The sequence below is a fragment of the Kitasatospora sp. NPDC058162 genome (assembly GCF_042884005.1).
Lineage (GTDB): Bacteria > Actinomycetota > Actinomycetes > Streptomycetales > Streptomycetaceae > Kitasatospora.
This window is the reverse complement of the sequence record NZ_JBHVUS010000007.1, coordinates 120,196-143,565: the sequence shown is the minus strand read 5'-3', so window position 1 is coordinate 143,565 and position 23,370 is coordinate 120,196. Positions and strand designations below refer to the sequence as shown.

24 protein-coding genes are annotated in these 23,370 nt (G+C 73.8%); 15 read left to right on the top strand and 9 right to left on the bottom strand.

Going from position 1 to position 23,370, the window contains the following annotated elements; all coding sequences use genetic code 11:
• Window positions 1-114: 114 nt before the first annotated feature.
• The 5 genes from ACFVXG_RS16370 (at window position 115) to ACFVXG_RS16350 (ending at window position 5,873) form a co-directional block, all read left to right on the top strand.
• Entirely contained in the window at window positions 115-1,350 is a 1,236-nt protein-coding gene (locus ACFVXG_RS16370; RefSeq protein WP_387928071.1) for a sensor histidine kinase, read from the top strand.
• On the top strand, window positions 1,347-2,024 hold the full coding sequence (locus tag ACFVXG_RS16365) for a response regulator (protein ID WP_387928070.1): 678 nt from the start codon (window positions 1,347-1,349) through the stop codon (window positions 2,022-2,024). Before ACFVXG_RS16370 ends, ACFVXG_RS16365 begins: the two co-directional genes overlap by 4 nt.
• Window positions 2,025-2,242: 218 nt before the next feature.
• Window positions 2,243-2,545 (top strand): SHOCT domain-containing protein, encoded by a 303-nt coding sequence (locus ACFVXG_RS16360; protein ID WP_387928068.1) that lies wholly within the window; start codon window positions 2,243-2,245, stop codon window positions 2,543-2,545.
• Entirely contained in the window at window positions 2,542-3,297 is a 756-nt protein-coding gene (locus tag ACFVXG_RS16355; RefSeq protein WP_387928066.1) for an ABC transporter ATP-binding protein, read from the top strand. Before ACFVXG_RS16360 ends, ACFVXG_RS16355 begins: the two co-directional genes overlap by 4 nt.
• Window positions 3,294-5,873, top strand: a complete 2,580-nt coding sequence (locus ACFVXG_RS16350; RefSeq protein WP_387928064.1) for an FtsX-like permease family protein — start codon at window positions 3,294-3,296, stop codon at window positions 5,871-5,873. The genes ACFVXG_RS16355 and ACFVXG_RS16350 overlap by 4 nt, the downstream gene beginning before the upstream one ends.
• A 46-nt stretch (window positions 5,874-5,919) precedes the next feature.
• On the opposite strand, the gene ACFVXG_RS16345 is transcribed toward ACFVXG_RS16350, so the two are convergent.
• The 3 genes from ACFVXG_RS16345 to ACFVXG_RS16335 all read right to left on the bottom strand — a co-directional run bounded on the left by ACFVXG_RS16345 (window position 5,920) and on the right by ACFVXG_RS16335 (window position 7,453).
• Entirely contained in the window at window positions 5,920-6,810 is an 891-nt protein-coding gene (locus tag ACFVXG_RS16345; RefSeq protein ID WP_387928062.1) for a metallophosphoesterase family protein, read from the bottom strand.
• Window positions 6,811-6,945: 135 nt separating this feature from the next.
• Window positions 6,946-7,254, bottom strand: a complete 309-nt coding sequence (locus ACFVXG_RS16340; protein ID WP_387928060.1) for a DUF4190 domain-containing protein — start codon at window positions 7,252-7,254, stop codon at window positions 6,946-6,948.
• A gap of 43 nt (window positions 7,255-7,297) precedes the next feature.
• Window positions 7,298-7,453, bottom strand: a complete 156-nt coding sequence (locus ACFVXG_RS16335) for a hypothetical protein (protein WP_270151505.1) — start codon at window positions 7,451-7,453, stop codon at window positions 7,298-7,300.
• 130 nt (window positions 7,454-7,583) lie between these two features.
• On the opposite strand from ACFVXG_RS16335, the gene ACFVXG_RS16330 reads away from it, so the two are divergent.
• The 6 genes from ACFVXG_RS16330 to ACFVXG_RS16305 all read left to right on the top strand — a co-directional run bounded on the left by ACFVXG_RS16330 (window position 7,584) and on the right by ACFVXG_RS16305 (window position 14,359).
• Window positions 7,584-8,213, top strand: a complete 630-nt coding sequence (locus ACFVXG_RS16330; protein ID WP_387928058.1) for a TetR family transcriptional regulator — start codon at window positions 7,584-7,586, stop codon at window positions 8,211-8,213.
• Window positions 8,214-8,353: 140 nt separating this feature from the next.
• Window positions 8,354-9,262 carry a serine protease gene (locus tag ACFVXG_RS16325; RefSeq protein WP_387928056.1) on the top strand — a complete coding sequence of 303 codons (909 nt, stop codon included), beginning with the start codon at window positions 8,354-8,356 and terminating at the stop codon, window positions 9,260-9,262.
• Between the two features lie 284 nt (window positions 9,263-9,546).
• The gene (locus tag ACFVXG_RS16320; protein WP_387928054.1) at window positions 9,547-11,049 is read left to right on the top strand and encodes a S28 family serine protease; all 1,503 of its coding nucleotides are present in this window, start codon (window positions 9,547-9,549) and stop codon (window positions 11,047-11,049) included.
• A 133-nt stretch (window positions 11,050-11,182) separates the two neighbouring features.
• Complete coding sequence (locus tag ACFVXG_RS16315) at window positions 11,183-11,863, top strand: TetR/AcrR family transcriptional regulator (RefSeq protein WP_387928052.1); 681 nt, start codon at window positions 11,183-11,185, stop codon at window positions 11,861-11,863.
• Window positions 11,847-13,481: an acyl-CoA dehydrogenase family protein gene (locus ACFVXG_RS16310; RefSeq protein ID WP_387928050.1), complete on the top strand. Its 1,635-nt coding sequence runs from the start codon at window positions 11,847-11,849 to the stop codon at window positions 13,479-13,481. Before ACFVXG_RS16315 ends, ACFVXG_RS16310 begins: the two co-directional genes overlap by 17 nt.
• On the top strand, window positions 13,478-14,359 hold the full coding sequence (locus ACFVXG_RS16305; RefSeq protein WP_387928048.1) for an amidohydrolase family protein: 882 nt from the start codon (window positions 13,478-13,480) through the stop codon (window positions 14,357-14,359). Before ACFVXG_RS16310 ends, ACFVXG_RS16305 begins: the two co-directional genes overlap by 4 nt.
• A gap of 40 nt (window positions 14,360-14,399) precedes the next feature.
• Here ACFVXG_RS16305 and ACFVXG_RS16300 read toward each other — a convergent pair whose 3' ends face one another.
• Window positions 14,400-15,218: an inositol monophosphatase family protein gene (locus tag ACFVXG_RS16300; RefSeq protein ID WP_387928046.1), complete on the bottom strand. Its 819-nt coding sequence runs from the start codon at window positions 15,216-15,218 to the stop codon at window positions 14,400-14,402.
• Between the two features lie 155 nt (window positions 15,219-15,373).
• Between ACFVXG_RS16300 and ACFVXG_RS16295 the strand changes: the two genes are divergently transcribed.
• The gene (locus ACFVXG_RS16295; protein WP_387928044.1) at window positions 15,374-16,366 is read left to right on the top strand and encodes an Lrp/AsnC family transcriptional regulator; all 993 of its coding nucleotides are present in this window, start codon (window positions 15,374-15,376) and stop codon (window positions 16,364-16,366) included.
• 154 nt (window positions 16,367-16,520) lie between these two features.
• On the top strand, window positions 16,521-16,967 hold the full coding sequence (locus tag ACFVXG_RS16290; protein ID WP_387928042.1) for a hypothetical protein: 447 nt from the start codon (window positions 16,521-16,523) through the stop codon (window positions 16,965-16,967).
• Here the strand turns inward: ACFVXG_RS16290 and ACFVXG_RS16285 are convergent.
• The 3 genes from ACFVXG_RS16285 to ACFVXG_RS16275 all read right to left on the bottom strand — a co-directional run bounded on the left by ACFVXG_RS16285 (window position 16,964) and on the right by ACFVXG_RS16275 (window position 19,193).
• Complete coding sequence (locus ACFVXG_RS16285; protein WP_387928040.1) at window positions 16,964-17,797, bottom strand: helix-turn-helix domain-containing protein; 834 nt, start codon at window positions 17,795-17,797, stop codon at window positions 16,964-16,966. The two genes, ACFVXG_RS16290 and ACFVXG_RS16285, sit on opposite strands and share 4 nt — an antisense overlap.
• 51 nt (window positions 17,798-17,848) lie before the next feature.
• A complete protein-coding gene (locus tag ACFVXG_RS16280; RefSeq protein WP_387928038.1) occupies window positions 17,849-18,331 on the bottom strand; it encodes a DUF2269 family protein in 483 nt (160 codons plus the stop codon).
• A gap of 154 nt (window positions 18,332-18,485) precedes the next feature.
• Window positions 18,486-19,193, bottom strand: coding sequence for a 4'-phosphopantetheinyl transferase family protein (locus ACFVXG_RS16275; RefSeq protein WP_387928036.1), 708 nt, complete (start codon window positions 19,191-19,193; stop codon window positions 18,486-18,488).
• A 310-nt stretch (window positions 19,194-19,503) separates the two neighbouring features.
• Here ACFVXG_RS16275 and ACFVXG_RS16270 point away from each other — a divergent pair, with 310 nt between their 5' ends.
• Window positions 19,504-20,928 carry a choice-of-anchor A family protein gene (locus ACFVXG_RS16270; protein WP_387928034.1) on the top strand — a complete coding sequence of 475 codons (1,425 nt, stop codon included), beginning with the start codon at window positions 19,504-19,506 and terminating at the stop codon, window positions 20,926-20,928.
• Window positions 20,929-21,012: 84 nt separating this feature from the next.
• Here ACFVXG_RS16270 and ACFVXG_RS16265 read toward each other — a convergent pair whose 3' ends face one another.
• On the bottom strand, window positions 21,013-21,642 hold the full coding sequence (locus tag ACFVXG_RS16265) for a TetR family transcriptional regulator (RefSeq protein ID WP_387928032.1): 630 nt from the start codon (window positions 21,640-21,642) through the stop codon (window positions 21,013-21,015).
• A gap of 76 nt (window positions 21,643-21,718) precedes the next feature.
• Between ACFVXG_RS16265 and ACFVXG_RS16260 the strand changes: the two genes are divergently transcribed.
• Entirely contained in the window at window positions 21,719-22,669 is a 951-nt protein-coding gene (locus tag ACFVXG_RS16260; RefSeq protein WP_387928030.1) for a hypothetical protein, read from the top strand.
• On the opposite strand, the gene ACFVXG_RS16255 is transcribed toward ACFVXG_RS16260, so the two are convergent.
• Window positions 22,666-23,169 (bottom strand): hypothetical protein, encoded by a 504-nt coding sequence (locus ACFVXG_RS16255; protein ID WP_387928028.1) that lies wholly within the window; start codon window positions 23,167-23,169, stop codon window positions 22,666-22,668. The two genes, ACFVXG_RS16260 and ACFVXG_RS16255, sit on opposite strands and share 4 nt — an antisense overlap.
• Between the last annotated feature and the right edge of the window lie 201 nt (window positions 23,170-23,370).

Below are 23,370 nucleotides of genomic sequence, written 5' to 3'. Positions count from 1 at the left end.
GCGGAGGGGTAGGCGCACGTAGCTGACCGCTTCGGGCGTACTCCAGCGGGAGTACGCCCGAACGCCACTGGTGGAGGACGCGCGGGGGCGGGGCGCGGGTCTAGCCTTCCGGGCATGATGCCGCCCACGTCCCGACCGCCGGAGCAGGGGCCGCCCTCCCCGGAGGCGCCGCCCGAACCGTGGCGCCCGCCGTGGGCGCGGGGGGCCCGCTCCGGGCTGCCGGTGCGGCTGGCGGTGGCGTCCGCCGTGGTCCAGGTGGTCGGGTCGGGTTTCGCCGCCCGCCACCAGGCCGGCCGGGCCCCGCTGGACGCCGTCGGGTACCTGCTGTTGCTGCTCGGCCCGGCGCTGCTGGCGGTGTTCGGGCGCCGCCCGGTCGCCGCGGTGGCGGGGACGTCGCTGGTCACCGCCGGGTACCTGGCCGCCGGGTACCCGTACGGCCCGGTGTTCGTGAGCTGGGTGATCGCCTGCAGCTTCGCGATCGGCTGCGGACACCGCCGGGCGGCCTGGACGGGGGTCGCCGGGGTGTACCTGGTGCACGTCCTGGTGTCCTTCGTCCTGCCGGACGGCTGGCTGCGCGCCGCCAAGCCCCGATTCGTCTGGCAGGTGGAACTCGGCCTGCTGGCCTGGCTGCTGCTGATGCTGGCGGTCGCCGAGCTGATCCGCTTCCGGCGCGAGCGGATCGCCGCCCACCGGGCCTACCGGCAGCAGCTGGAGCAGCGCCGCGCCAATGAGGAACGGCTCAAGATGGCGCGGGAGTTGCACGACATCCTGGCGCACAGCCTGTCGCTGATCAGCATCCAGGCCGGGGTCGCGCTGGCGCTGCTCGACCGGCGGCCGGAGGAGGCCCGTACGGCGCTGGTCACCATCAAGTCGACCAGCAAGGAGGCGCTCGGCGAGGTCCGCCAGGTGCTCGCCACGCTGCGCGGGCCCGACGCGGCGCCGCGCGGGCCGGCCCCCGGGCTGGGGCGGCTGGACGAACTCACCGAGCAGGCCGACCGGGTGGGCCTGACGGTCGAGGTGCACGAGGACGGCGGGCGCCGCCCGCTGTCCGCCACCGTCGACCTCACCGCCTTCCGGATCGTCCAGGAGGCGCTGACCAACGTCATCCGGCACTCGGTGGCCCGGGAGGCGGTCGTGGTGCTGGACTGGCGGGACGCGTCCGTCCTGGTGGTCCGGGTCGAGGACCCGGGGCCCGCGGTGGTCTCGGACGCCGGCGGGTCCGGCAGCGGGCTGGTCGGGATGCGGGAACGCGCCTCCGCGTTCGGTGGCACCATCACGGCGGGGCCGCTTCCCGGCGGCGGCTTCCGGGTCCGGGCGGAGCTGCCGACACCGAAGGCGGAGAGCGATTGATTCGGGTACTGCTGGCGGATGACCAACTGCTGGTCCGGGCGGGATTCCGGGCCCTGCTGGACCTCCAGGACGACCTCACCGTGGTCGGCGAGGCGGACGACGGCGAGGCGGCGCTGCGGCTCGCCCGCGAACTGGTGCCCGACGTCGTGCTGATGGACGTCCGGATGCCCCGGATGGACGGGTTGGAGGCCACCAGGAGGATCGCCGGCGATCCGGCGCTGTCCTCCGTACGGGTGGTCGTGCTGACCACCTTCGAGCTGGACGAGTACGTCTTCGAGGCGCTGCGCTCGGGGGCGTCGGGCTTTCTGGTCAAGGACACCGAACCGGCCGACCTGCTGCGGGCGATCCGGGTCGCGGTGGCCGGGGACGCGCTGCTCTCGCCGGGCGTGACCAGGCGGCTGATCGGCGAGTTCGCGGCCCGCTCCAAGGGGCCCGAGACGGTCCCGGAGGGGCTCTCGGACGTCTCGATGCTGACCGAGCGGGAGCGCGAGGTGCTGGCGCTGGTCGGGATGGGGCTGTCCAACGAGGAGATCGCCCGGCGGCTGGTGGTCAGCCCGCTGACGGCGAAGACGCACGTCAGCCGGGCGATGGTGAAGCTGGGGGCGCGGGACCGGGCGCAACTGGTGGTGCTGGCCTACGAGTCGGGGCTGGTGCGGCCGGGCTGGCTGGGCTGAGGCACGGCACGGCGGTCGGGGCGGGCGTACAGGCTTCCTCGCGGGCGGGCTCCCTGCGGCTACTTCCGGCCCGGCGTGTCGCGGGGCGTCCGTACTCTCCCGGGAGTACCTCAACTGCCGCTGCTGGTAGGACGCGTGATGAGACCCCTCGGCGGGACGCTCAAGGCACCTCGGGAAGACCCGGGGCCGTGGAGCCGACCGCGAGGAGATGAACCGCGATGTACACGCAGCTGGCAGAGCAGCTGGCAGATTGGCACGGGCCGGGCGCCTGGATCCTGCTGGTGCCCCTGGTCTGGATCGCCGTGGTGGTCCTGGTGATCGCACTGCTGCGCCGGACGGTCTGGCGGCGGCGCGGCGCCTGCGGGTTCGGGGCCGGTGCCCCGGGCGGCGCGGAGCACCCGCTCGCCGTCCTGGGCCGCCGCTACGCCGAGGGCGACATCGACGCCGAGGAGTACCGCGCCAAGCGGGCGGTGCTCACCGAGCCGACGCGGGACGTCCCCCGGGGCGGTGGCGCCACGTGACCACCCTCGACGTCGTGCGCGGCACCGCCGCCCGGGTCGCCGACGCCGTGAAGATCTACGGCGTCGGCGGCACCGAGGTCCGGGCGCTGGACCACGTGACGGTGGAGTTCCCGGCCGGGCGGTTCACCGCGATCATGGGGCCGTCCGGTTCGGGCAAGTCCACCCTGATGCACTGCGCGGCCGGACTGGACACCCTGACCGCCGGCAGCGCCTGGATCGGCGACACCGAACTCGGCCCGCTCGGCGACCGACGGCTCACCCAGCTGCGCCGGGAGCGGATCGGCTTCGTGTTCCAGGCCTTCAACCTGGTGCCGACGCTCACCGTCCGGGAGAACATCACCCTCCCGCTGGACCTCGCCGGGGCCGCCCCCGACCAGGCCTGGCTGGACACGCTGATCGGGGTCGTCGGCCTCGGCGACCGGCTGCGGCACCGCCCGAGCGAGCTCTCCGGCGGCCAGCAGCAGCGGGTCGCGGTGGCCCGGGCGCTGGCCGGCCGGCCGCAGGTGGTCTTCGCCGACGAGCCGACCGGCAACCTGGACTCCCGCACCGGCGGCGAGGTGCTCGGCCTGCTGCGCCGCGCGGTGGACGAGATGGGGCAGGCCGTCGTCATGGTCACCCACGACCCGACGGCGGCCGGCCACGCCGACGAGGCGCTGTTCCTCGCCGACGGGCGGCTGGTGGACCGGATGGCGCGACCGAGCGCCGATCGGGTGCTCGACCGGATGAAGGCCTTCGAACGGGGGCGGACATGACCGCGGCCGACACCACCCTCAGGCTCAGCCTGCGCTCGCTGCGCGCCCACAGGCGCCGGCTGGCCGGCACCCTGCTGTCCATCCTGCTCGGCGTCGCCTTCCTGACCGGCACGATGGTGCTCGGCGACACCCTGCGGGCCAACTTCGACACCCTGTTCGCCGATGCCAACGCGGGCACCGACGTGGTGGTCCGCAGCGCCGACGTCCTGGACTCCCCGGGGACGGCCGGCGGGGTGCGGGCCCCGGTCGACGCCGCGCTCGCCGACCTGCTGCGCACGGTCCCCGGCGTGGCGGCCGCCGAGCCGTCCGTCCAGGGCGCGGGCCAACTCATCGGCGGCGACGGCAAACCGGTCGGTGGCCAGGGCCCGCCCACCCTGGCGGGCAACTGGCTCACCGACGGCCGGCTCAACCCGTACCGGCTGGCCGAGGGCCGGGCACCGGCCGCGCCGGGCGAGGTCGTGGTCAACCGGGGCGCGGCGAAGGCGGGCGGGCTGCACCTCGGCTCGACCACCGTGCTGCGCACCCCCGACCCGGTGCCCGTCACCGTCGTCGGCATCGCCACCTTCGGGGCGAGCGCGGACGGCATGGGGCCGAGCACCTTCACCGCGATGACCTTCGCCGACGCCGAGCAGCACCTCACGCCCAAGGGGTCGGGGCAGGCCAGTTCGATCCAGGTCCGGGCGGCGGGCGGGATCTCGCAACGGGAGCTGGTCGACCGGATCGGCCCGCGCCTGCCCGTCGGCGTCCAGGCGGTCACCGGTGCCGCGGCCACCCAGGAGAGCACCCAGCAGGTGTCCGGGCGGTTCCTGAGCCTGTTCACCACGCTGCTGCTGGTCTTCGCGGGGATCGCCCTGCTGGTGGCGACGTTCACCATCCACAACACCTTCGCCATCGTGGTCGCCCAGCGGACCAGGGAGAACGCGCTGCTGCGGGCGCTCGGTGCGGCGCGCGGCCAGGTGCTCGGGGCGACGCTCGCGGAGGCGTCCGCGGTCGGCCTGCTGGCCTCGCTCGGCGGGCTGCTCGGCGGGATCGGGGTCGCGGCCGGCCTCAAGGCGCTGTTCTCGACGCTCGGCTTCGCCCTGCCGACCGGTGGCATGGTGATCAGCGCGGCCGCCGTGGTGCTGCCGCTGCTGGTCGGCACCCTGGTCGCGGTCGGCTCGGCGCTGCTGCCGGCGGTCCGGGCCGGTCGGACGGCTCCGCTGGCCGCCCTGCGGGAGACGGGAGTCGACCGGGCGGCCCAGGGCCGGGCGGGCGTCGTCCGGGCGGCGCTCGGCGGACTGCTGCTGGCCGGCGGGGTGCCGGTCGCCGTCCTCGGTGCCACCGACGGTCCGTCGGTCCTGCTGACGGCGGCGGGGGCGCTGGCGGTGCTGGCCGGCACGGTGGTGCTCGGCCCGGTCGCCGCGGCCCTCGCGGTCCGGACGCTGGGCGCACCGCTGCCCAGGCTGCGCGGGGTCTCCGGCCTGCTGGCCCGGCGCAACGCGGCCCGTAACCCGCGCCGGACGGCGGCCACGGCGAGCGCGCTGATGATCGGCGTCGCGGTGGTCACGCTGTTCACCGTCTTCGGCGCGTCCATCAGGGCCACGCTGGACGACACGGTGAACAAGTCCTTCGCGGGCGACCTCGCCGTCACCACCGCCACCTTCGGGGCGGGCGGCAGCGGGATCAGCCCCAAGGTCGCGGACGCCCTGGCCGGGCTGCCCGAAGTGCGGCAGACGGTCGGGCTCGGCCGCGGGGTCGCCCGGATCGACGGGCACGGCCGCACCCTGGACGTCACCGACCCGGCCCGGCTGTCCGGCATCGTCGACCTCGGCCGGGTGGACGGTTCGCTCGACGCGCTCGGTACGGACGGGCTCGCCGTCTCCCGCAGCGAGGCGCAGCAGCACGGCTGGCGGCTCGGCCAGTCCGTCACCGTGGGCTTCACCGACGGAGCGAGCGGGCCGTTCACCATCCGCGCCCTGTACGAGGGCGGCGGGCTGGCCGGCGACTACCTGATGACCAGACAGGCCTGGGCCCCGCACCGGGGCCAGGACGCCGACACCATGGTCGCGGTCGGACTGCGCGACGGCGTCCCGCCGGCCGCCGGGAAGGCGGCGGTGGTCAAGGCGCTGGTGCCCTTCGGCAGTCCGCAGGTCCAGGACCGGGCCGAGTACGCGAAGAGCGCGGCCTCCGGCGTCGACATGATGCTCTCGGTGGTCTACGCGCTGCTGGCGCTGGCGGTGCTGATAGCCCTGCTCGGGATCGCCAACACCCTGACGCTGGCGGTGCACGAGCGGACCAGGGAGTTGGGGCTGCTGCGGGCGGTCGGCCAGACCAGGGCGCAGCTGCGCGGGATGGTCCGCTGGGAGTCGGTGCTGGTGGCGGCCTTCGGGACGGTCGGCGGCCTGGGGCTCGGGGTCTTCCTCGGCTGGGCGCTGGTGAAGGCCTCGGATAGCGCGGGGACGGGGTCGTTCGCGATACCGGGCGGGCAACTGGCCGTGGTCCTGGCGGCCGGGCTGGTGGCGGGCGCGGTGGCCGGACTCCGCCCGGCGGGTCGGGCGGCGCGGCTGGACGTGCTGCGGGCGATCGCGGCCGAGTAGGAGGCCCTCGTCGGCGAGGGCCTCCCCGCGACCGGAGGCATGTGGGTCAGCCCACCGTGACCTGCGGGAACACCTCCCGCAGCAGCGGGTCCGGCAGCCCGCGCTTGCGCCACTCGCGCGGGTAGCCGAGCGAGACCTCCTGGAACGGGACGCCGTCGTAGGCGGTCTTGCGCGGGATGTGCAGGTGCCCGTAGATCATCGCCGCGGTGTTGAAGCGGCGGTGCCAGTCGGCGGTCAGCTCGGTGCCGCACCACTGGGCGAACTCGGGGTACCAGAGGACCTCAGTGGGGTGGCGGACCAGCGGGTAGTGGTTGACCAGGACGAGCGGGACGTCCGGGTCACAGGCCGCGAGCCGCTCCTCGGTCAGCCGGACGCGCTCGCGGCACCAGGAGTCGCGGTCCGGGAACGGGTCCGGGTGGAGCATCCGCTCGTCCGCGCAGACGATGCCGCTCTCGTAGGCGGCCGCCAGGGACTCCTCCTTGGTGGTCGTCCCCGGGGCGCGGAAGGTGTAGTCGTACAGGAGGAAGAGGGGAGCGATCCGGACGGGGCCGCCGGCGCCGTGCCAGAGCGGGTACGGGTCCTCGGGGGTGACGACGCCGAGGGCGCGGCACAGTTCCACCAGGTGGTTGTAGCGGGCCACGCCGCGGAGCTGGACCGGGTCCTCGGGGTGGGTCCACAGCTCGTGGTTGCCGGGCGCCCACACCACGCGGGCGAAGCGGTCGGCGAGCAGGCCGAGCGCCCACTCGATGCTGGTGGTGAGTTCGGCGACGTCACCGGCGACGAGCAGCCAGTCGTCGGGGTGGGTGGGCTGGAGCTTCTCCACCAGGTCGCGGTTCTCCTGGTAGGAGATGTGCAGATCGCTCACCGCGAGCAGTCGCCCGCCCCCACCCGCCTCGATGGGCCTCGGCTGTGCGCCGCTGCGGATCTCGGTACTCACTCCTGCCCCCTGTGGTCACCCGGCCGATGCGGCCACCCTACGTGGCGGGCGGGGATCTTGGACAGCGTTGGCCTGAACAGTTGATCGGCGCGCGGGCCGCGGAGCCGGTGGATCCGGAAGGGAGTTGAGGCCTGATCAGGAGCCGAGGTCGATGAGCACACCGTGGGAGGTGGCGGTGGTGACGGCGAGGATCGCCAGCGAGGCGATGCCGAGGGCCAGGCCGAGGAAGGCGCGGCCGCGGCGGCTGGTGCCGCGGACCAGGGCCAGCGTGGCGAGGGTGACGGCGATCGGGCCCAGGACGATGTTGAACAGCAGCAGGCCCGGGAGGCCGAGCAGGAAGGAGGCGACGGCCAGGTTGTCGGCCTCGGCAGTGCCCTGACGCTCGTCGGTGGCCCGGTCGGTAGCGGTACGGCCGGTAGCGGCGCGGCCGGTGATGGTGCTCATGGCGGTGGTGGTCCTCTCAGTGGGAGTGGACGGTGCGAGGGGGTCAGCGGTGCCGCAGGCGGGCGATGCCCTCGCGGGCGCCGAAGGCGAGCAGCCAGGCGGTGATGGCGGCGGAGGCGGCGAGGAACACCGGGAGGGGGAGATGGGCGGCGGTGCCGATCAGGACTCCCATGGCGACCAGTGCGGAGAACAGGATCACGGCTGGCTCCTTCAGCTGCGGTGCCGGGCTCGGCTGCTGCGCCGATTTCGGTTGACAAGTGTTCACTGACTTCGAGCCCCACTGTACGCCCGGCTGGCCAAGTTCGGCAAACGACTGTTTACTGAATGGCGTGAATCACACCGTGGGGGCCAGACAGGCCCAGAAGCAGCAGAGTCGCCGGGCCTTGCTGGACGCCGGGCTGCACCTGCTGGCCGATCAGAACCTGGCGAGCCTGGGCGTCCGCGAGGTCACCCGGGAGGCCGGACTGTCCCCGGCTGCCTTCTACCGGCACTTCCCCGACCTCGCCGCGCTCGGCGTCGCCCTGGTCGAGGAGTCGCTGGCGAGCCTGCACGTCATGATCCGCTCGGTGCTCGCCGAGGCCGGCGGCGCCGAGGAGCTGATCGACCGTGCGGTGGACGTGATCCAGCGGCACGTCCGCGAGCACCAGCCGCACGTGCGCTTCCTGTCGCGCGAGCGGCACGGCGGGGTCCGGCAGGTGCGCGAGGCGATCGACGCCGAACTGGGCCGCTTCGCCGCCGAGGTCGGCTCCGCCCTGGCGCTCCAGCCGGTCTCGAAGGACTGGAGCGCACAGGACCTGCGGATGCTCGCCGAGCTGTACGTCGACCACATGGTGTCGACGGCCTCCGCCTTCCTGGAGGCCCAGGAGTCGGATCCCGCCCGCGAGCAGCGGATCGCCGCCACCGCCCGGCTGCAGCTGCGCCTGATCAGCCTCGGTCGGCGTCACTGGCAAGGGAGTTGAGCGTGCCGGTCGGCCTGAAGCCCTGACGGCGCCGGGTCGCTTGCCCTAGTGTTCCGATGGGTCGGTCGGTGTGGTGGACCCCTTGACATGGCGTCATGTTCACGCCAATTTTGGGGGACCCCCACACCGCGAGGTCTCTCATGAAGAAGCCACTCATAGGCTTGCTCGCCTCGGTCCTGGTCGCCGGAGCCACCGTGCTGACCGGAGTCGCCCCGGCTCAGGCCGCCCCCACGCAGGCCATCAGCCGGACCACGAGCGCGCACGCCGCCAAGGCCACCCAGGCCGGCCAGGCCACCAGGGCCGCCAAGGCCCTCGATGCCGTCGACTTCAGCGGCACCGTGGCCCTGAGCGACTGCTCCGGTTCGCTGGTCCGGATGCCCGGCTCGGTCGGCAGCGACCCCGGGCTGGTGCTCACCAACGGCCACTGTCTGGAGACCGGGATGCCGGGCCCGGGCCAGGTGATCGTCGATCAGCCGTCCAGCCGCACCTTCACCCTGCTCGACGGCTCCGCCAACGAGGTCGGCACGCTGAACGCCACCAAGGTGGTCTACAGCGCGATGACCGGCACCGACGTGACGATCTACCAGCTCGACTCCAGCTATGACACGATCCAGGCGCAGACCGGGATCTCCCCGCTGACGGTCTCCGCCGACCACCCCGTACAGGGCACCGACATCCGGGTGGTCTCCGGCTACTGGAAGCAGATCTACTCCTGCTCGGTCGACGGCTTCGCCTACCAGCTCAAGGAGGGGAGCTGGACGTGGAACGACTCGGTCCGCTACACCTCGGGCTGCAAGGTGATCGGCGGCACCTCCGGCTCGCCGGTGGTCGACGCCAACACCGGCCAGGTCGTCGCCGTCAACAACACGACCAACGAGAACGGCGAGTCCTGCACGGTCAACAACCCGTGCGAGGTCGACCAGTCCGGCGCGGTGACGATCCACCAGGGCATCGGCTACGCCCAGGAGACCTACATCATTCCGGCCTGTTTCTCCGCCGGGAACACCCTCGACCTCACCCTCTCGGGCTGCACCCTGGCCCGCCCGTGAACCGCCCGTAAGCCGCCCGCGCCCGGGCCCCCGGCCCGCCCGCACCGCACCCCCTCGGCGGGCGGGCCACCCGGACGGGCCACCCGGGCAGTGATCCGAGCAGCCACCCCAGGCAGTCGACGGAACCGAGGCGAGACCACCTGACCAGCACCTTTCCCCGATGGGCCACCCGCGATCAGGCGGGTGGCCCATTCGGCCGTCCACCGGGCGGCCGCCGCACCACCCGCACCGCAGAGTAGTTCCCACGAGGTAGCTGTCATGTCCGTTGACCAGATGGAGAGTTGATGACCACCAAGCTGAAGAGGCTGTTGGTATCCGTCCTGCTGATACCGATGTTCGCGATCGGCGGCCTGGCCGCGCCGGCCTCGGCCGACGCCGGGGCGGGCGCCGAGGCGTCCGGGGCGTCCGGGGCGGCGCACGGCCGGAGCCCCGCCGACGACCCGACCGCCGACATCAAGGACCGCCTGGCGGCGATCCCCGGCGTGACGATCACCGAGGAGAAGCCCACCACCACCGGCCACCGCTACTTCCTGGCCACCTACACCCAGCCGATCGACCACTTCCGCCCCTGGCTGGGCACCTTCCAGCAGCGGTTCAGCGTGCTGCACCGCGGCTACGACCGGCCGACCGTGTTCTACACCAACGGCTACACCCTGGGCACCAGCCCGTCCCGCACCGAGCCGACCCGGCTGGTGGACGGCAACCAGATCTCCATCGAGTACCGGTACTTCACCCCCTCCCGCCCCGAGCCGACCGACTGGTCCAAGGCGGGCATCCGCCAGCAGGCCGCCGACTCGCACAAGCTGGTGACCGCGCTCAAGCGGATCTACCAGCAGGAGTGGCTCTCCACCGGCGCCAGCAAGGGTGGCATGTCGTCCACCTTCTACCGCCGCTTCTACCCGGACGACATGGCCGGCACCATCGCCTACGTCGCGCCGAACAACACCGACGTCAACGACTACGCGGCGTACACCGAGTTCTTCCGCAACGTCGGCACCTCGGAGTGCCGCGCCAAGCTGAACGCCGCCCAGCGCGAGCTGCTGGTGCGCCGTGACCGCCTGGAGCCCCGCTTCGTCGCCGACAACAAGAAGGCGGGTTCCACCTTCACCACCCTCGGCACCCCGGACCGCGCCTACGAGGGCGGCGTGCTCGACGTGGTCTGGGCGTTCTGGCAGTACAGCATGGAGGCGGACTGCGCGAAGGTCCCGGTGGCCGCGACCGCGACCGACGATGAGCTGTACGCCTGGTTCGACGAGAAGGAAGGCGTCACCAGCAACAGCGACCAGTCGCTGGCGCAGTACACCGCGTATTACTACCAGGCCGCGACCGAGCTGGGCGCGCCGTACTTCGACGTCTCCTACCTCCAGGACCAGCTGCACTACGACTACAAGGAGCTCTACTCGGCCCGCGCCTACGTGCCGAAGGAGATCCCGACCGTCTTCAACCCGTACGCGATGCCCGACATCGACCGCTGGGTGAAGCGCGAGGCCGAGCGGATCATGTTCGTCTACGGCGGCAACGACCCGTGGGGCGCCAAGCCGTTCCAGCTGGGCTGGGGCAGTGACGACAGCTACGTCTACGTCGTGCCCGGCGGCAACCACGGCTCCAACATCGGCAAGCTGCCGGCCGACCAGTCGGCGGAGGCCACCGCCAAGGTGCTGGAGTGGGCCGGTCTGGGTGACCAGTCCGCCGCCCGCTCGCTCGCCAAGTCGCCGCAGCCGGGTGCGCCGTTCGGTCCGCTGGACGTCGAGGGCCAGCGGCTGGAGCAGGAGCGCCGCCCGCTGTAGCACCGCGTAGTCCCGAGAGCAGTACCAGGAGGCCGCCCCACTCGGGGCGGCCTCCTGCCGTTCCCGTTGTTCTGCTCGTCCTCCGCTCGCCCGCCCCCTCCCCGAAGCAGTGAATCGGTGCTTCAATGCTTCCATGGCCTACCGACGCACCCCCGCCGTCCAAGCCCGCCTGGACGCCCAGCGCGAGGCGGTGCTGCAGTCGGCGGTCGGGCTGCTCGCCGAGCGCGGCTACGGCGGCTGCACCATGGCCGCCGTGGCGGACCGCGCCGGGATCGCCACCGGCAGCCTCTACCAGCACTTCGCCAACAAGGCCGAGCTGTCGGTGCAGTTGTTCCGCCGGGTGGTCACCCGCGAGATGGCTGCGGTCAACGCCGCCGTGGCGCTCCGGGACACCCCGCGGCGGCGGATCGCCGCCGTGGTCGAGACCTTCGCCGCCCGCGCCCTGCGCGCCCCCCGGCTGGCGTACGCGCTGCTGGTGGAGCCCGCCGACGCGGTGGTGGACGCCGAGCGGCTGGTGTTCCGGCGGGCGTTCCGGGACGTGATCGCCACCGAGATCGCCGCCGCCGTGGCGGCCGGCGAACTCCCCGAGCAGGACCCGGTGCTGACCGCCGCCGCCCTGGTCGGCGCGGTCGGCGAGGCCCTGGCCGGCCCGCTCGCAGCCGAGCCCCAGCCCGCCGAGTCTCAGCCCGCCGAGCCCCGGCCCTCCGATTCACAGCGGGCCACCACTTCACAGCGGGCCACCGCCGAGGTGGTCCCCGCCCTGGTCTCCTTCACCCTGCGTGCCCTGGGAGGACGCGATGACAGCGACGCATGAGGTCACCAACCAGGTGCCCCTGCCGTACGGACACGACACCGCCGCCGATCCGACCCTGCTCGCCGCCCTGCACCGGGCCGGCGCCGGCTGGGCCGAGCCCGAGCTGCGCGAGCTCGGCCGCCTGGCGGGCTCCGAGCAGGCCGCCGAGTGGGGCCGGCTGGCCAACGAGAACCCGCCCGTGCTGCGCACCCACGACCGCTTCGGCCACCGGATCGACGAGGTCGAGTTCCACCCGTACTGGCACGAGCTGATGCGCACCGCCGTCTCGTACGGCCTGCACGCCGCGCCCTGGCGGGACGACCGGCCCGGCGCCCACTCCGCCCGCGCCGCAAAGTTCTTCGTCTGGGGCCAGGTCGAGGCCGGCCACACCTGCCCGATCTCGATGACCTACGCCGCCGTCCCGGCCCTGCGCCAGAGTCCCGCCCTGGCCGCCGAGTTGGAGCCGCTGCTGGCCGCGACCGAGTACGACTACGGGCTGCGCGAGCCGCGCACCAAGCGCGGGCTGATCGCGGGCATGTCGATGACCGAGAAGCAGGGCGGCTCGGACGTCCGCACCAACACCACCACGGCGCTCCCGCAGCCGGACGGCAGCTACCGGCTCACCGGGCACAAGTGGTTCACCTCGGCGCCGATGTCCGACCTCTTCCTGACCCTCGCCCAGGCCCCCGGCGGGCTGAGCTGCTTCGTGCTGCCGCGCGTCCTCCCGGACGGCAGCCGCAACCGGCTGCACCTGATGCGGCTCAAGGACAAGCTCGGCAACAAGTCCAACGCCTCCGCCGAGCTGGAGTACGACGGCGCGGTCGGCCGGCTGGTCGGCGAGGAGGGCCGGGGCGTGCAGACCATCATCGAGATGGTCAACATGACCCGTCTGGACTGCACCGTCGGCGCCGCCTCAGGCATGCGCTACGGCGCCACCCGGGCGGTCCACCACGCCCTGCACCGGCGGGCGTTCGGCAAGGCGCTGGTCGACCAGCCGCTGATGCGCAACGTGCTCGCCGACCTGGTGGTGGAGTCCGAGGCCGCCACCGCCGTCGCGATGCGGCTGGCCGACGCCACCGACCGCACCCTCGCCGGGGACGAAACCGAGGCGCTGGTACGGCGGTTGGGCCTGGCGGTGGCCAAGTACTGGGTGTGCAAGCGCGGTCCGGCGCACTCCGCCGAGGCGCTGGAGTGCCTGGGCGGCAACGGCTACGTGGAGGAGTCCGGGATGCCCCGGCTCTACCGCGAGGCGCCGCTGGTGTCGATCTGGGAGGGCTCCGGCAACGTCGCCGCCCTGGACGCCCTGCGTGCCATGGCCAAGCGCCCGGAGACGGTCGAGGCCTTCCTCGGCGAACTCGACGCGGCCGCCGGGGCGGACCGCCGACTGGACGCGGCCGTCGCCGAACTGCGCAAGCAGTTCAGTGACTCGGGCGACCTGGAGTACCGCACCCGGCGGCTGGTCGAGTCGATGGCGCTGGCCTTCCAGGGCTCGCTGCTGGTCCGCTACGGCAGCCCGGCGGTGGCCGACGCCTTCTGTGCGAGCCGGCTCGGCGGCGACCACGGCGCCGCCTTCGGCACCCTGCCGCCCGGCGTCGACACCGCGGAGATCATCGACCGCGCCCGCCCGGTGACCGTGTGAGCGACCAGGAGGCGGCAGGCGTACGGGAGTTCTGGCAGGGGCTGGGCCTGCCCGGACTCATCGACGTGCACACCCACTTCATGCCGAAGAACGTCCTGGACAAGGTGTGGGCGTACTTCGACGCGGCCGGCCCGCTGGTGAACCGGCCCTGGCCGATCACCTACCGCGAGGCCGAGGAGCAACGCGTGCGCCGGCTGCGGGACTTCGGCGTCCGGGCGTTCACCTCCATGCTGTACCCGCACAAGCCGGGCATGGCCGGCTGGCTGAACGCCTGGGCCGCGGAGTTCGCCGCCCGCACCCCGGACTGCCTGCACACGGCGACCCTCTTCCCCGAGCCGGGGGCGGCCGGCTACGTGGCCCGGGCGATCGGGGACGGCGCCCGGGTGTTCAAGGCGCACCTCCAGGTCGGCGGCTACGACCCGACGGACGCCCGGTTGGACGAGGTCTGGGGGCTGCTCGCCGAGACCGGCACCCCGGTGGTCACCCACTGCGGATCCGGCCCGGTGCCGGGCAAGTTCACCGGCCCCGGTCCGATCGGCGCGGTGCTGGACCGGCACCCGGGCCTGGTCCTGGTGGTCGCCCACCTCGGCATGTCCGAGTACCGCGACTTCCTCGACCTGGCCGAGCGCCACCCGGCCGTCCGGCTGGACACCACCATGGCGTTCACCGACTTCGTCGAGGCCGACGTGCCCTTCCCGCGCGACGAACTGCCGCGCCTGCGCGGGCTCGGGGAGCGGGTCCTGCTGGGCAGTGACTTCCCCAACATCCCGTACCGGTACGTCCACCAGCTGGAGGCGCTGGCCGGACTGGGGCTGGGGGAGGAGTGGCTGCGGGCGGTCTGCCACGACAACGCGGCCGCACTGTTCGGTCTCACCTGAGGCCTCACTTGAGGTCTCACCCGACGCCTTGCCTGAGGCCTCACCCGACGACGCGCAGCACCGCCACCGCGTCCGCGTGCAGCCCGGGTGCGGCGGTGAGGAAGCCGTCCGAGCCGGCCGTCCAGGCCGCCCCGGCGGCGTCCGTCACCGTCGCGCCTGCCTCGCTCGCCACCAGGGCGCCGGGCAGCAGGTTGCCCGCGTCCTGCCCGTACTGCCAGAACAGCGCCAGGTGCCCGGAGCCGACCTGGGCCACCTGCAGCGCGGTCGGGCCGAGGTTGCGCACCGCGAGCACCGCGCCGGCCATCGCGGACAGCGACTCGCCGGCCCGGCGCAGCGCCACCGGGTCGGCGGCCACCATCGGCGGCTGGCTGGTGGCGGCGACGGTGGCCGCCAACTCCCGCTCCAGCGGCGCGATCGGCCGACCGTCCAGCTGCGCCCCGCCGCCCAGCACCGCCCGGTAGGTCCGGCCCGCGCCGAACAACTCCGGGGCGTGCACCACGGCCAGCACCGCCGCGCCGTCGCGGACCAGGGTGGCCGTCACCGCCCAGTGCGGCTGCCCGAGCAGGTACTGCACCGCGCCGTCGGTCGCGTCGCACACCCACCACTCGCCCTCGGCGGGCACCGAGCCGTCCAGTTCCTCCGGCACCCACCCGGCCTGCGGGCGCAGCGCGGTCAGCCGCTCGCGCAGCCCGGCGGCGGCCGGGCCGTCCAGCTCCGCGAAGCGCGCCATCGCCTCCTCGACCGTCCGCCCCGGGGTCGGCTCGGTCGGCCGGGCCGCCACCAGCTCGGCGCCGACCTCGCGCACCGCCGCCTCCACGGCCTCCGCCAGCGTCCACAGTTCCTTGACCTGCTCGTCCATGCCCTGCTCCTCGGTCGCGTCGTCGGTTCCGTCTCCGGTTCGGTGCCCGGTTCCGTGCCCGGTCCGGCGCGTTCCGGCCGGACAGGACAAGGAGTACCGTCATTGCTGCCGAACAGGACGCTCAATCAGCAGCAAACGACGGAGATCGGACAGCCATGGACCTCGAGACGACCGATCCGGACACCGTGCTGGACGCCCTGGACCGCCGTCTGGTCTGCGCCCTCCAGGTGGACGGACGGGCCGAGCCCGGCCGGATCGCCGAGGTGCTGGGGGTCTCCGCCCGGACGGTCACCCGCCGACTGAGCCGGATGCACCAGGCCGGGGTGCTCCGGGTGGTCCGGATGCCCGATGTCGAGGACGCCGCCGTGGGCGCGCTGCTGCTGCGGGTCCGGGTGCTGCGCGGCCGGGTGGACGCCATCGCGCAGGCGCTCGCCGACCGCCCCGACGTCCCCTTCGTCGACGTGATGCTCGGCGGCCACGAGGTCGGCGCCGTGATGCTGAGCGACGCCGGCGGCCGCGACCGCCTGCTGTACGGGCAGCTGCCCGCGACCGGTGCCGTCGCCGAGACCACCACCCACGCGGTGCTGCACGCCTTCGCGGACGCCGGGCAGTGGCGGTCCGGCTGGCTGACCGACCAGGAGGCCGCCGCGCTCGCCCGGCCGCTCGCCCCGCGCCCCGCCGTGCCTCCGTCGCTGGACGCGCTCGACCACGCCCTGCTGGAGCGGCTCGGGGAGGACGCCCGGCAGTCCCACGCGGTGCTGGCCGGGGCGGTCGGCGCGCCCGAGTCGACCGTACGGCGGCGGCTGCACCGGCTGGACGGGCTCGGCCTGCTGCGCACCCACGCCACCGTGGACCCCCGGCTGCTCGGCATGGCCGTGGACGCCAACCTGTGGCTGGACGTCCCGCCCGGCCGACTCGCCGAGGTCGGCACCGAGTTGGCCCGCCACCCGCAGGTGCACGGCGTCTTCGCCACCAGCGGCCCGACCAACCTGCTGGCCACGCTGTTCTGTCCGGACCACGGCGGCCTCTACCGCTTCCTCACCGACACCCTGGGCCCGCTCGGGGTCACCCGCGCCGAGACCACGATCACCGCCCGCGCGGTGAAGCGGGCCGGCGTGCCGCTCCACCGGCCACCGCGCCGCCGGTGAGCGGGCCGCCGGTGACCGTCGAGCGCCGAGCCCTTCCGCCGACCGCCCTTACCCGCGAGGTAATCGACGCGCGCGGCCCGCCCCGGCAGGGTGGAGGCACCCGGTCAGGCCCTGGGGCCCCGGAACTCCACTCCCGCTCGGAAGGCGGTCCGTCATGCCCGCGAACACCCCGACGAACAGCCCTGCGAACACCCCCGCGCCCGCGCCCGCCGCTCCCGGACCGGCCGCCTCGCCGCGGGCGGCGCGGGGCGTCCTCGCCCTGGACGCCGTGGTCACCGGCGGCAACGGCCTGCTCTACCTGGCCTTCTCCGGACCGCTCGGCGAACTGCTCGGCGCCCGGCAGGCCCTTCTGTCCGGCCTCGGACTCTTCCTCACCGGCTACGCCCTCGTACTCGCCGCGCTGGCCGCCCGTCGACGCCCGCCCCGCCCCGCCGTGCTGACGGTGGCCGGCCTCAACCTCGCCTGGGCGGTGCTCAGCCTGCTCACGCTGGCCGTCCGGACGGAGTCCACCACCGCGGCCACGGTCTGGATCCCGCTGCAGGCCGCCGTGGTGGTGCTGTTCGCGGTCGTCCAGCTCGCGGCCCTGCGGCGCAGGCCCTAAGCCTCCTCGCCCTCCGCCGGGTCCAGCACGGACTGGAGGTAGCGGGCGGTCTCCCGGTCGGCGGGCAGGAAGGTCTCCATGGCCAGTTCGGAGATGGTCACGTCCAGCGGCGTGTTGAAGGTGGCGATGGTGGACAGGAAGGAGAGCACCCGCCCGTCGTACCGGACCCGCAGCGGCAGGGCGAAGGGGTGGCCCTCCTCGGCGGCCTCCGGGTCCTCCTCCGGCTCGGGGTAGCCGCGGACCTCCTCGTACAGCTGCCGCAGCGGTTCCGTGCGGATCCCCTGTTCCAGCCGGTGTTCCAGCCGCGCCAGCAGGTGCCGCCGCCACTGCCGGAGGTTGACGACGTGGCGTGCCAGCCCGTCCGGGTGCAGGGCGACCCGGATGGCGTTGAACGGCGGTTGGACCAGCTGCGGGGCGAGGCCGTCCAGCAGCAGGGTGAGCGAGCGGTTGGCCGCCAGCACCTGGAACGTCGCGTCGACGACCACCGCCGGGTACGGGTCGTGGGCGGCGAGCAGCCGTTCTAGGCCGCCGCGCAGCGCGTCCATGGACGGGTCGTCCAGTGGTGTCTCGGGGTAGTGCGGGGCGTAACCCGCCGCCAGCAGCAGGGAGTTGCGCTCGCGCACCGGGACGTCCAGCTGTTCGGCCAGCCGCAGCAGCAGGTCCCGGCCCGGCCGGGCGCGGCCGTTCTCGACGAAGCTGAGGTGCCGGGCCGAGGAGTCCGCCCGCAGCGCCAGTTGCAGCTGGCTGAGTTGCCGGCGCTCCCGCCAGGCGCGGATCAGCGGGCCGACGCCGGTCCCGGTGGGGCTGCCCATGCCCGCCATGATCGTCATGGGCAAGGACGGTACTCGAACCGGCCCGGTGTGCGGGAGGGCGCCGAGGGGTCAGGCGCCGGTGGTCGAGCCCGGGCGGATCACCATCAGCACCACGACCACGGCCCACAGCAGGTTGAACACCCCGGCGGTCATCGGCAGCAGCCGCAGGCCGCTGACGGCCTTGGCGCGCTGCTCGTCCTCCGGGTCGAGGGCGAGCGCGTCCACGGCGGCCTGCTGGCCGGGCAGCACGAAGAGCAGCAGCGAGAGCGCGGCGACCGCGGTGAGGACCATCGAGACGATCAGCCAGGACTGGCTGATCACGTCCATCACCTGGGCCAGGCCGATGCCCAGCACCGGCACCGCGACGCCGAGCAGCGCGTAGACCTGGGTGATCCGGTGCAGGACGCGCAGCACGCCCGCGTCCGAGGCCTGGTCCGGCCCGCCGGCCAGGGCGGCCTTCGCCCGGCGCGGGAACATGCTGACGGCCACCGCGACCGGGCCTATGAACAGGACCGACGCGAGGACGTGCAGGCTCAGCAGGAACTTGGCCATGGCGGGGCACCCTTTGGATCCGGTGGGCAGCTGGGGGGTCGGCGGGCGTGCGCGCTCGGCGTGCCCACGACCAGGCACGCTAACACCGCTTATCCACCGGCCCCGCGCTCGGGTGTCCCGGCTCAACCCTGCCAGGGCTCAGCCCCGCCCCGGCTCAGCCCGCCGGGAGCAGCTCCACGATCCGCGGCGGGGCGGTGCTGACGGCCGCGACGGCGGCGCCGTGCCCGGGGTCGGTCCAGTCGAGCAGGTGGAGGTCCTCGAAGCGGCTGCGCAGCGGGGCCCCGGGCGGGACGTCCAGCGGCAGGGCGGAGAGGTCGACCTGCCCGAGGGTGTCCAGGGTGGCCCGTCCGATCTTGATCAGCGACTCCTTGCGCACCCACTGCCGCAGGAACGCCCGGTCCGGTTCCGGGGCCGCCTCGACCAGGGCCAGCTCGGCCGGGGCGAGCACCCGGCGGGCGACCGCGCGCAGCGAGCCGCCCCGGGCGGCCAGTTCGACGTCCACGCCGACCGGCCGCCGGCCCGCTCCGGCCGCGACCACGCCCCGGGTGTGGGACAGGCTGACCTCCACCCCGGGGTGGTCGGGCAGGTAGGGCTTGCCGTGGTCGGCGAGGCCGCAGTCCGGGCACTCCTGGGCGAGGACCAGCCCGGCCGCGGGGACGCCGAGCAGCCGGGCGGCGCAGAGCCGGACCAGGACGTGCCCGGCGACGAAGTCGGTCCGCCCGGACTCCTGCCGGAAGCGTGCGGCGCGCGCCCGCTCGATCTCGGTGAGCAGGTGCTCGCCCGCCTCGGGGTGCCGCAGTACGGCGTCGGCGGACGCGACGGCGACGAGCGGCGCGTCCTGCTCCTGGGCCTCGGTGGTCATGCCCCCCAACCTAGTCCGCCCGGTCGTCGGGTGGGGAGCCGGACCCTGGGGGAGCGGGCGGGGCGGGCGCCCCGGTCCCAGCCGTGCGGGCGGGCCGGGCGGAGCGGTGCGCCGTGCGATCGGTGCTCGGATCCGATCTGAGAGTCCGCAAGGCGTGAATAGTCCGTTTTAGGATTGAATGCCCCTGATCTATGGGATCGTCAGGAGATACTACGGAACCTGGCAGGTCGTCCGGGCCTGCCCTTTTCTCTGTGCGGAGGAATTGTCGATGGGTCAGGCCACCGGTTCGCCGGATCACCGAGCGACCGCCGTGAGAAGAACACCCGCCACCGGCCGTCGCCGGGCCGTCCGGATCGCCGTGGCGACCGCCGTCGCCGCCGTGCCGATGGCCGCCGTGCTGACGGTCGGTTCGGCCGCCCCGCTCGCCCCGCCGCTGGGCGCCTGCTCCGGTCCCGACTGCCCCGCCACCTGGCCGCCGCCGAACAACGGCGACTTCACCGGACGGGACGCCACGATCAACGTCTTCACCGGCGGCGACTACACCGTCAACGGCCGCGCGGCCGAGGCCGAGGGCAAGATCGTCACGCTGGGGAACCTGACCGTCGACAAGAACGGCGGCGGCGTCTACAACATGGGCGTGGTGGGCGTCGGCTCGCGCGTCGTGCCGCCCAACGGCAGTGACTTCGTCACCGGCGGTGGCAACGTCGACGTCACGACCGGCAACTCGATCCTGATCGGCGGCAGCGACTCCCACGGCCCCGCCTTCGGCAACCTTCGCCACGCGGGAAGTGTCACCGGCACCGTCAGCATCGATCCCACCGGCCAGTCGATCCAGGACCCGAACGCCGCCGCGCCCTACCAGGACGTGCTGACCCGGATCGAGCAGGTCTCCGACTGCGTCGGGCGGGCCACCGCGACCGGCACCGTCGACGTCTCCTCCAGTCAGGCCACCTTCACCGGCGACGGCGTCAGCATGAAGCAGGTCTTCAACGTCAGCCAGAACCTGGCCTCACCGAGCGGCGGCCAGATCGGCCTGGTCTTCAACAACATTCCCGCCGGGGCCACCGTCGTGGTGAACATGCTCGGGGACAGCCCGGTCATCAACACCTACACCGGCACCGGCCTGGCGGGCGACCAGACCACCGACATGCGCTCCAAGCTGATGTACAACTTCCCGACCGCGACCTCGGCGCAGGTCCTCGGCAGCGCCCAGTTCCAGGGCTCGGTCATGGCGGGCAACCCGGGCAGCACCACGACCCTCGCCCAGCCGGGCATCAACGGCCGGGTGTACCTCGCGGGCAACCTGATCCACACCGGTACGGGCGGCTACGAGATCCACAGCTACCCGTTCGACGGGGACCTGCCGGACTGCACGGTGACGCCGAGCCCGTCGCCCACGTCGCCGTCCCCGACCTCGCCCAGCCCCACGTCCCCGTCCCCGACCTCGCCGTCCCCGACCTCGCCGTCCCCGACCTCTCCGAGCGCGCACGTCACCTCCCCGAGCGCGCACGTCACCTCGCCGTCGGCCGACGCGTCCACGTCGAGCGCCCGCCCCGCCCCGACCAGCCACCACCCGTCCAAGCAGCCGACCGGTCACCACCCCGGTGGCGGCGGTGAGCTGCCCTCGACCGGTGCGGGCAACGCGCCGGTGGTCTTCGGGCTGGCCGGTGTCGGCCTGCTCGGCCTGGGCGGTCTGGCCGTGCGGGCCGCTCGCCGCCGCGGTCGCCACGGCTGACGGTCGCAATACGGCCGCGATGACGCGGAGGCCGCCCGGTCGATCCGACCGGGCGGCCTCCGCCGTGTCGGGCAACGGTCCGGTTCAGCGCCCCGACGGGTACCCGGCGAGCCCCGAGGCGAGCAGGCCGAAGGCCCGGTCCACCGCCGCCCCGGCGCGCTCCCGCACCGCTTCGGCCGGTTCCCCGGCGACCATCGCCCGCCGGATCTCGCTGAGCACCGCCCGGTGGGCCCCGGCGAGGGCCCCGGCCACCACCAGGGGGAGCGGGTCCGTCGGTCCGGTTCCCGACTCCTCGGCCAGGGCGGCGGCCAGGGCCGCCTCGGAGCGTTCCCCGAGTTCCAGCAGCCGGGCCCGCAGTGCCGGGCTGTCCGCGATGATCCGCCAGAACGCGGCCATCCGCGGGTCGAGTCCGACCGTCGGCTCCCCGTCGGCGATGCCCGCCAGCAGGTCGGTCCGGACGGCGTCCACGGCGGAGCTGCCGGCGGGCCGTCGGCGGACCACCTGGGCGAGGTGGGCGACGACTTCGTCCTGCCGGTCGAAGAACAGGTCCTCCTTGGTCGGGAAGTAGTTGAACACCGTGTTGGGCGAGACCCCGGCGGCCCGGGCGACCTCGACCACGGTGACCCGGTCGAAGCCGCGCTCGGCGAACAGGCCCATGGCGGTGTCGGCGAGGAGCTCCCGGGTCTGCTGCTTCTTGAGTTCGCGAAGTCCCATGGCGGCATCCTAGCCCCGAACCATGGTGTCACTTAAAACTTACAGTGACATCAAAATTGTCGGCTACGGTGTCGCCATGACCTTCACCTTCGGCATCTATCCCGGCGGGCTGCTCGGCGACGAGCGCGGCGTGATCGAACCCGTCCGCCCCGACGACCCCGCGCAGATCACCGCGGCCCTGCGCGAACTCCAGGGCGACGCACCCGAGTTCCTGGTCCGCGCCTACCGCTCGTACGCGGACGGCGCGCACCGCACCCCGGAGCGGCCGGAGCAGTACGCGACGGACGGGCGCCGGCTCGACCTGGTGCTGCAGTTCGGCGTCCGCAGCGGCGAATCGGCGGGCTGGGCGGACTTCGTCCGCCGGACCGTCCGGGAGGAGGGCCACCGGCTCGCCGTCCTGCAGATCTGCGAGGAGCCCAACCTGGACCTGCCCGTCCTGGACGGCAGCATCCCGAACGTCGGCCGGGCGCTGGTCGAGGGGGTGATCGCGGCCAAGGAGGAGGCGCTGGCCCGCGGTTACCACCACCTCGCGGTCGGCTTCAACGCGGTGCCGTCCTTCGATCCGGCCGACACCTTCTGGCCGGAGCTCGGCCGGCTCGCCGACGAGCGCTTCCACCGCGCCCTGGACTACGTCGGCCTGGACTTCTTCCCGGACGTCTTCCGCCCCGTCCCGCAGGGCCTGCTGGTGGACGCGGTGCGGGGCGTGCTCACCGGCTTCCGGAACGACGCGCTGCCCCGGGCCGGGATCGGGCCGGCCGTCCCGCTGCGGATCTGCGAGAACGGTTGGCCGACCGGCCCGGGGCGGAGCGAGGGGCGGCAGGCCGAGGTGGTGGAGCAGGTGGTCCGGACGGTGGCCGGGCTGGCCGGTGAACTCGGCATCCGGAGCTACTCGTTCTTCTCCCTCCGGGACGCCGACAGTGCCGGTCCGGGTCCGTTCCACCACTTCGGCCTGCTGCGCGACGACTACGCGCGCAAGCCCGCCTTCGACGTCTACCGCGACCTGGTAACGGAACTGACGGTGCGTTAGTCGAGCGGTGCGGCGAAGAAGCGCTCCACCGTGCGGCGTTCGGCGGCGACGGCGTGCACCGGCTCGCCGACCACCCGCCCGGCCAGCAGGACGGCCAGGTCGCCGACGTCCTGCCGCAGCAGGCCCGCGGCCGCCGTCCGGTCGGCGGTGATCCGGGCGCGGCTGCCGGTGAGCAGCAGTTCGCGGTCGCGGACACCCTCTGCGCGGGCCGCCGCGATCGCCGCCGAGCCCCGCTCGGTGTACTCCTGGCGGATCCGGGCCGCCTCGTGCCGGGCCTCGATGATCTCGTACAGTGCCGCGTCCCGGACCGCCTCGGCCTCGGCACGGACGGCCTCCGCCCGTTCGGTGCGGCCCTCGGTCGCGTCCCAGCGCTGCGCCCGCACCCGCTCGATGCGCGGGAGCAGGAGGACGCCGAGGGTGAACATCAGCAGGAAGAGCTGGGCCAGGCCCAGGAGCAGCATGCCGGGATCGGGCTTGAGCGGGCCGAGTTCGAAGTTCACGCCAACCTCCCCAGGGTGTGACGGATCGTCAAGGACGAGCTTTCCCTGGGGCGATGGCGGTCGAACTCCCGCCCGGCATGACCTGCGTCACGTCACGCGCGCCACGGTGGTCACCCGGCCCGCGGTGTCACCAGGCCCGCGGTCTCACTGCCCCATGACGTACCGGACGGCGGCTGGCCCAGGCAATCCGCGGCAGGCCTC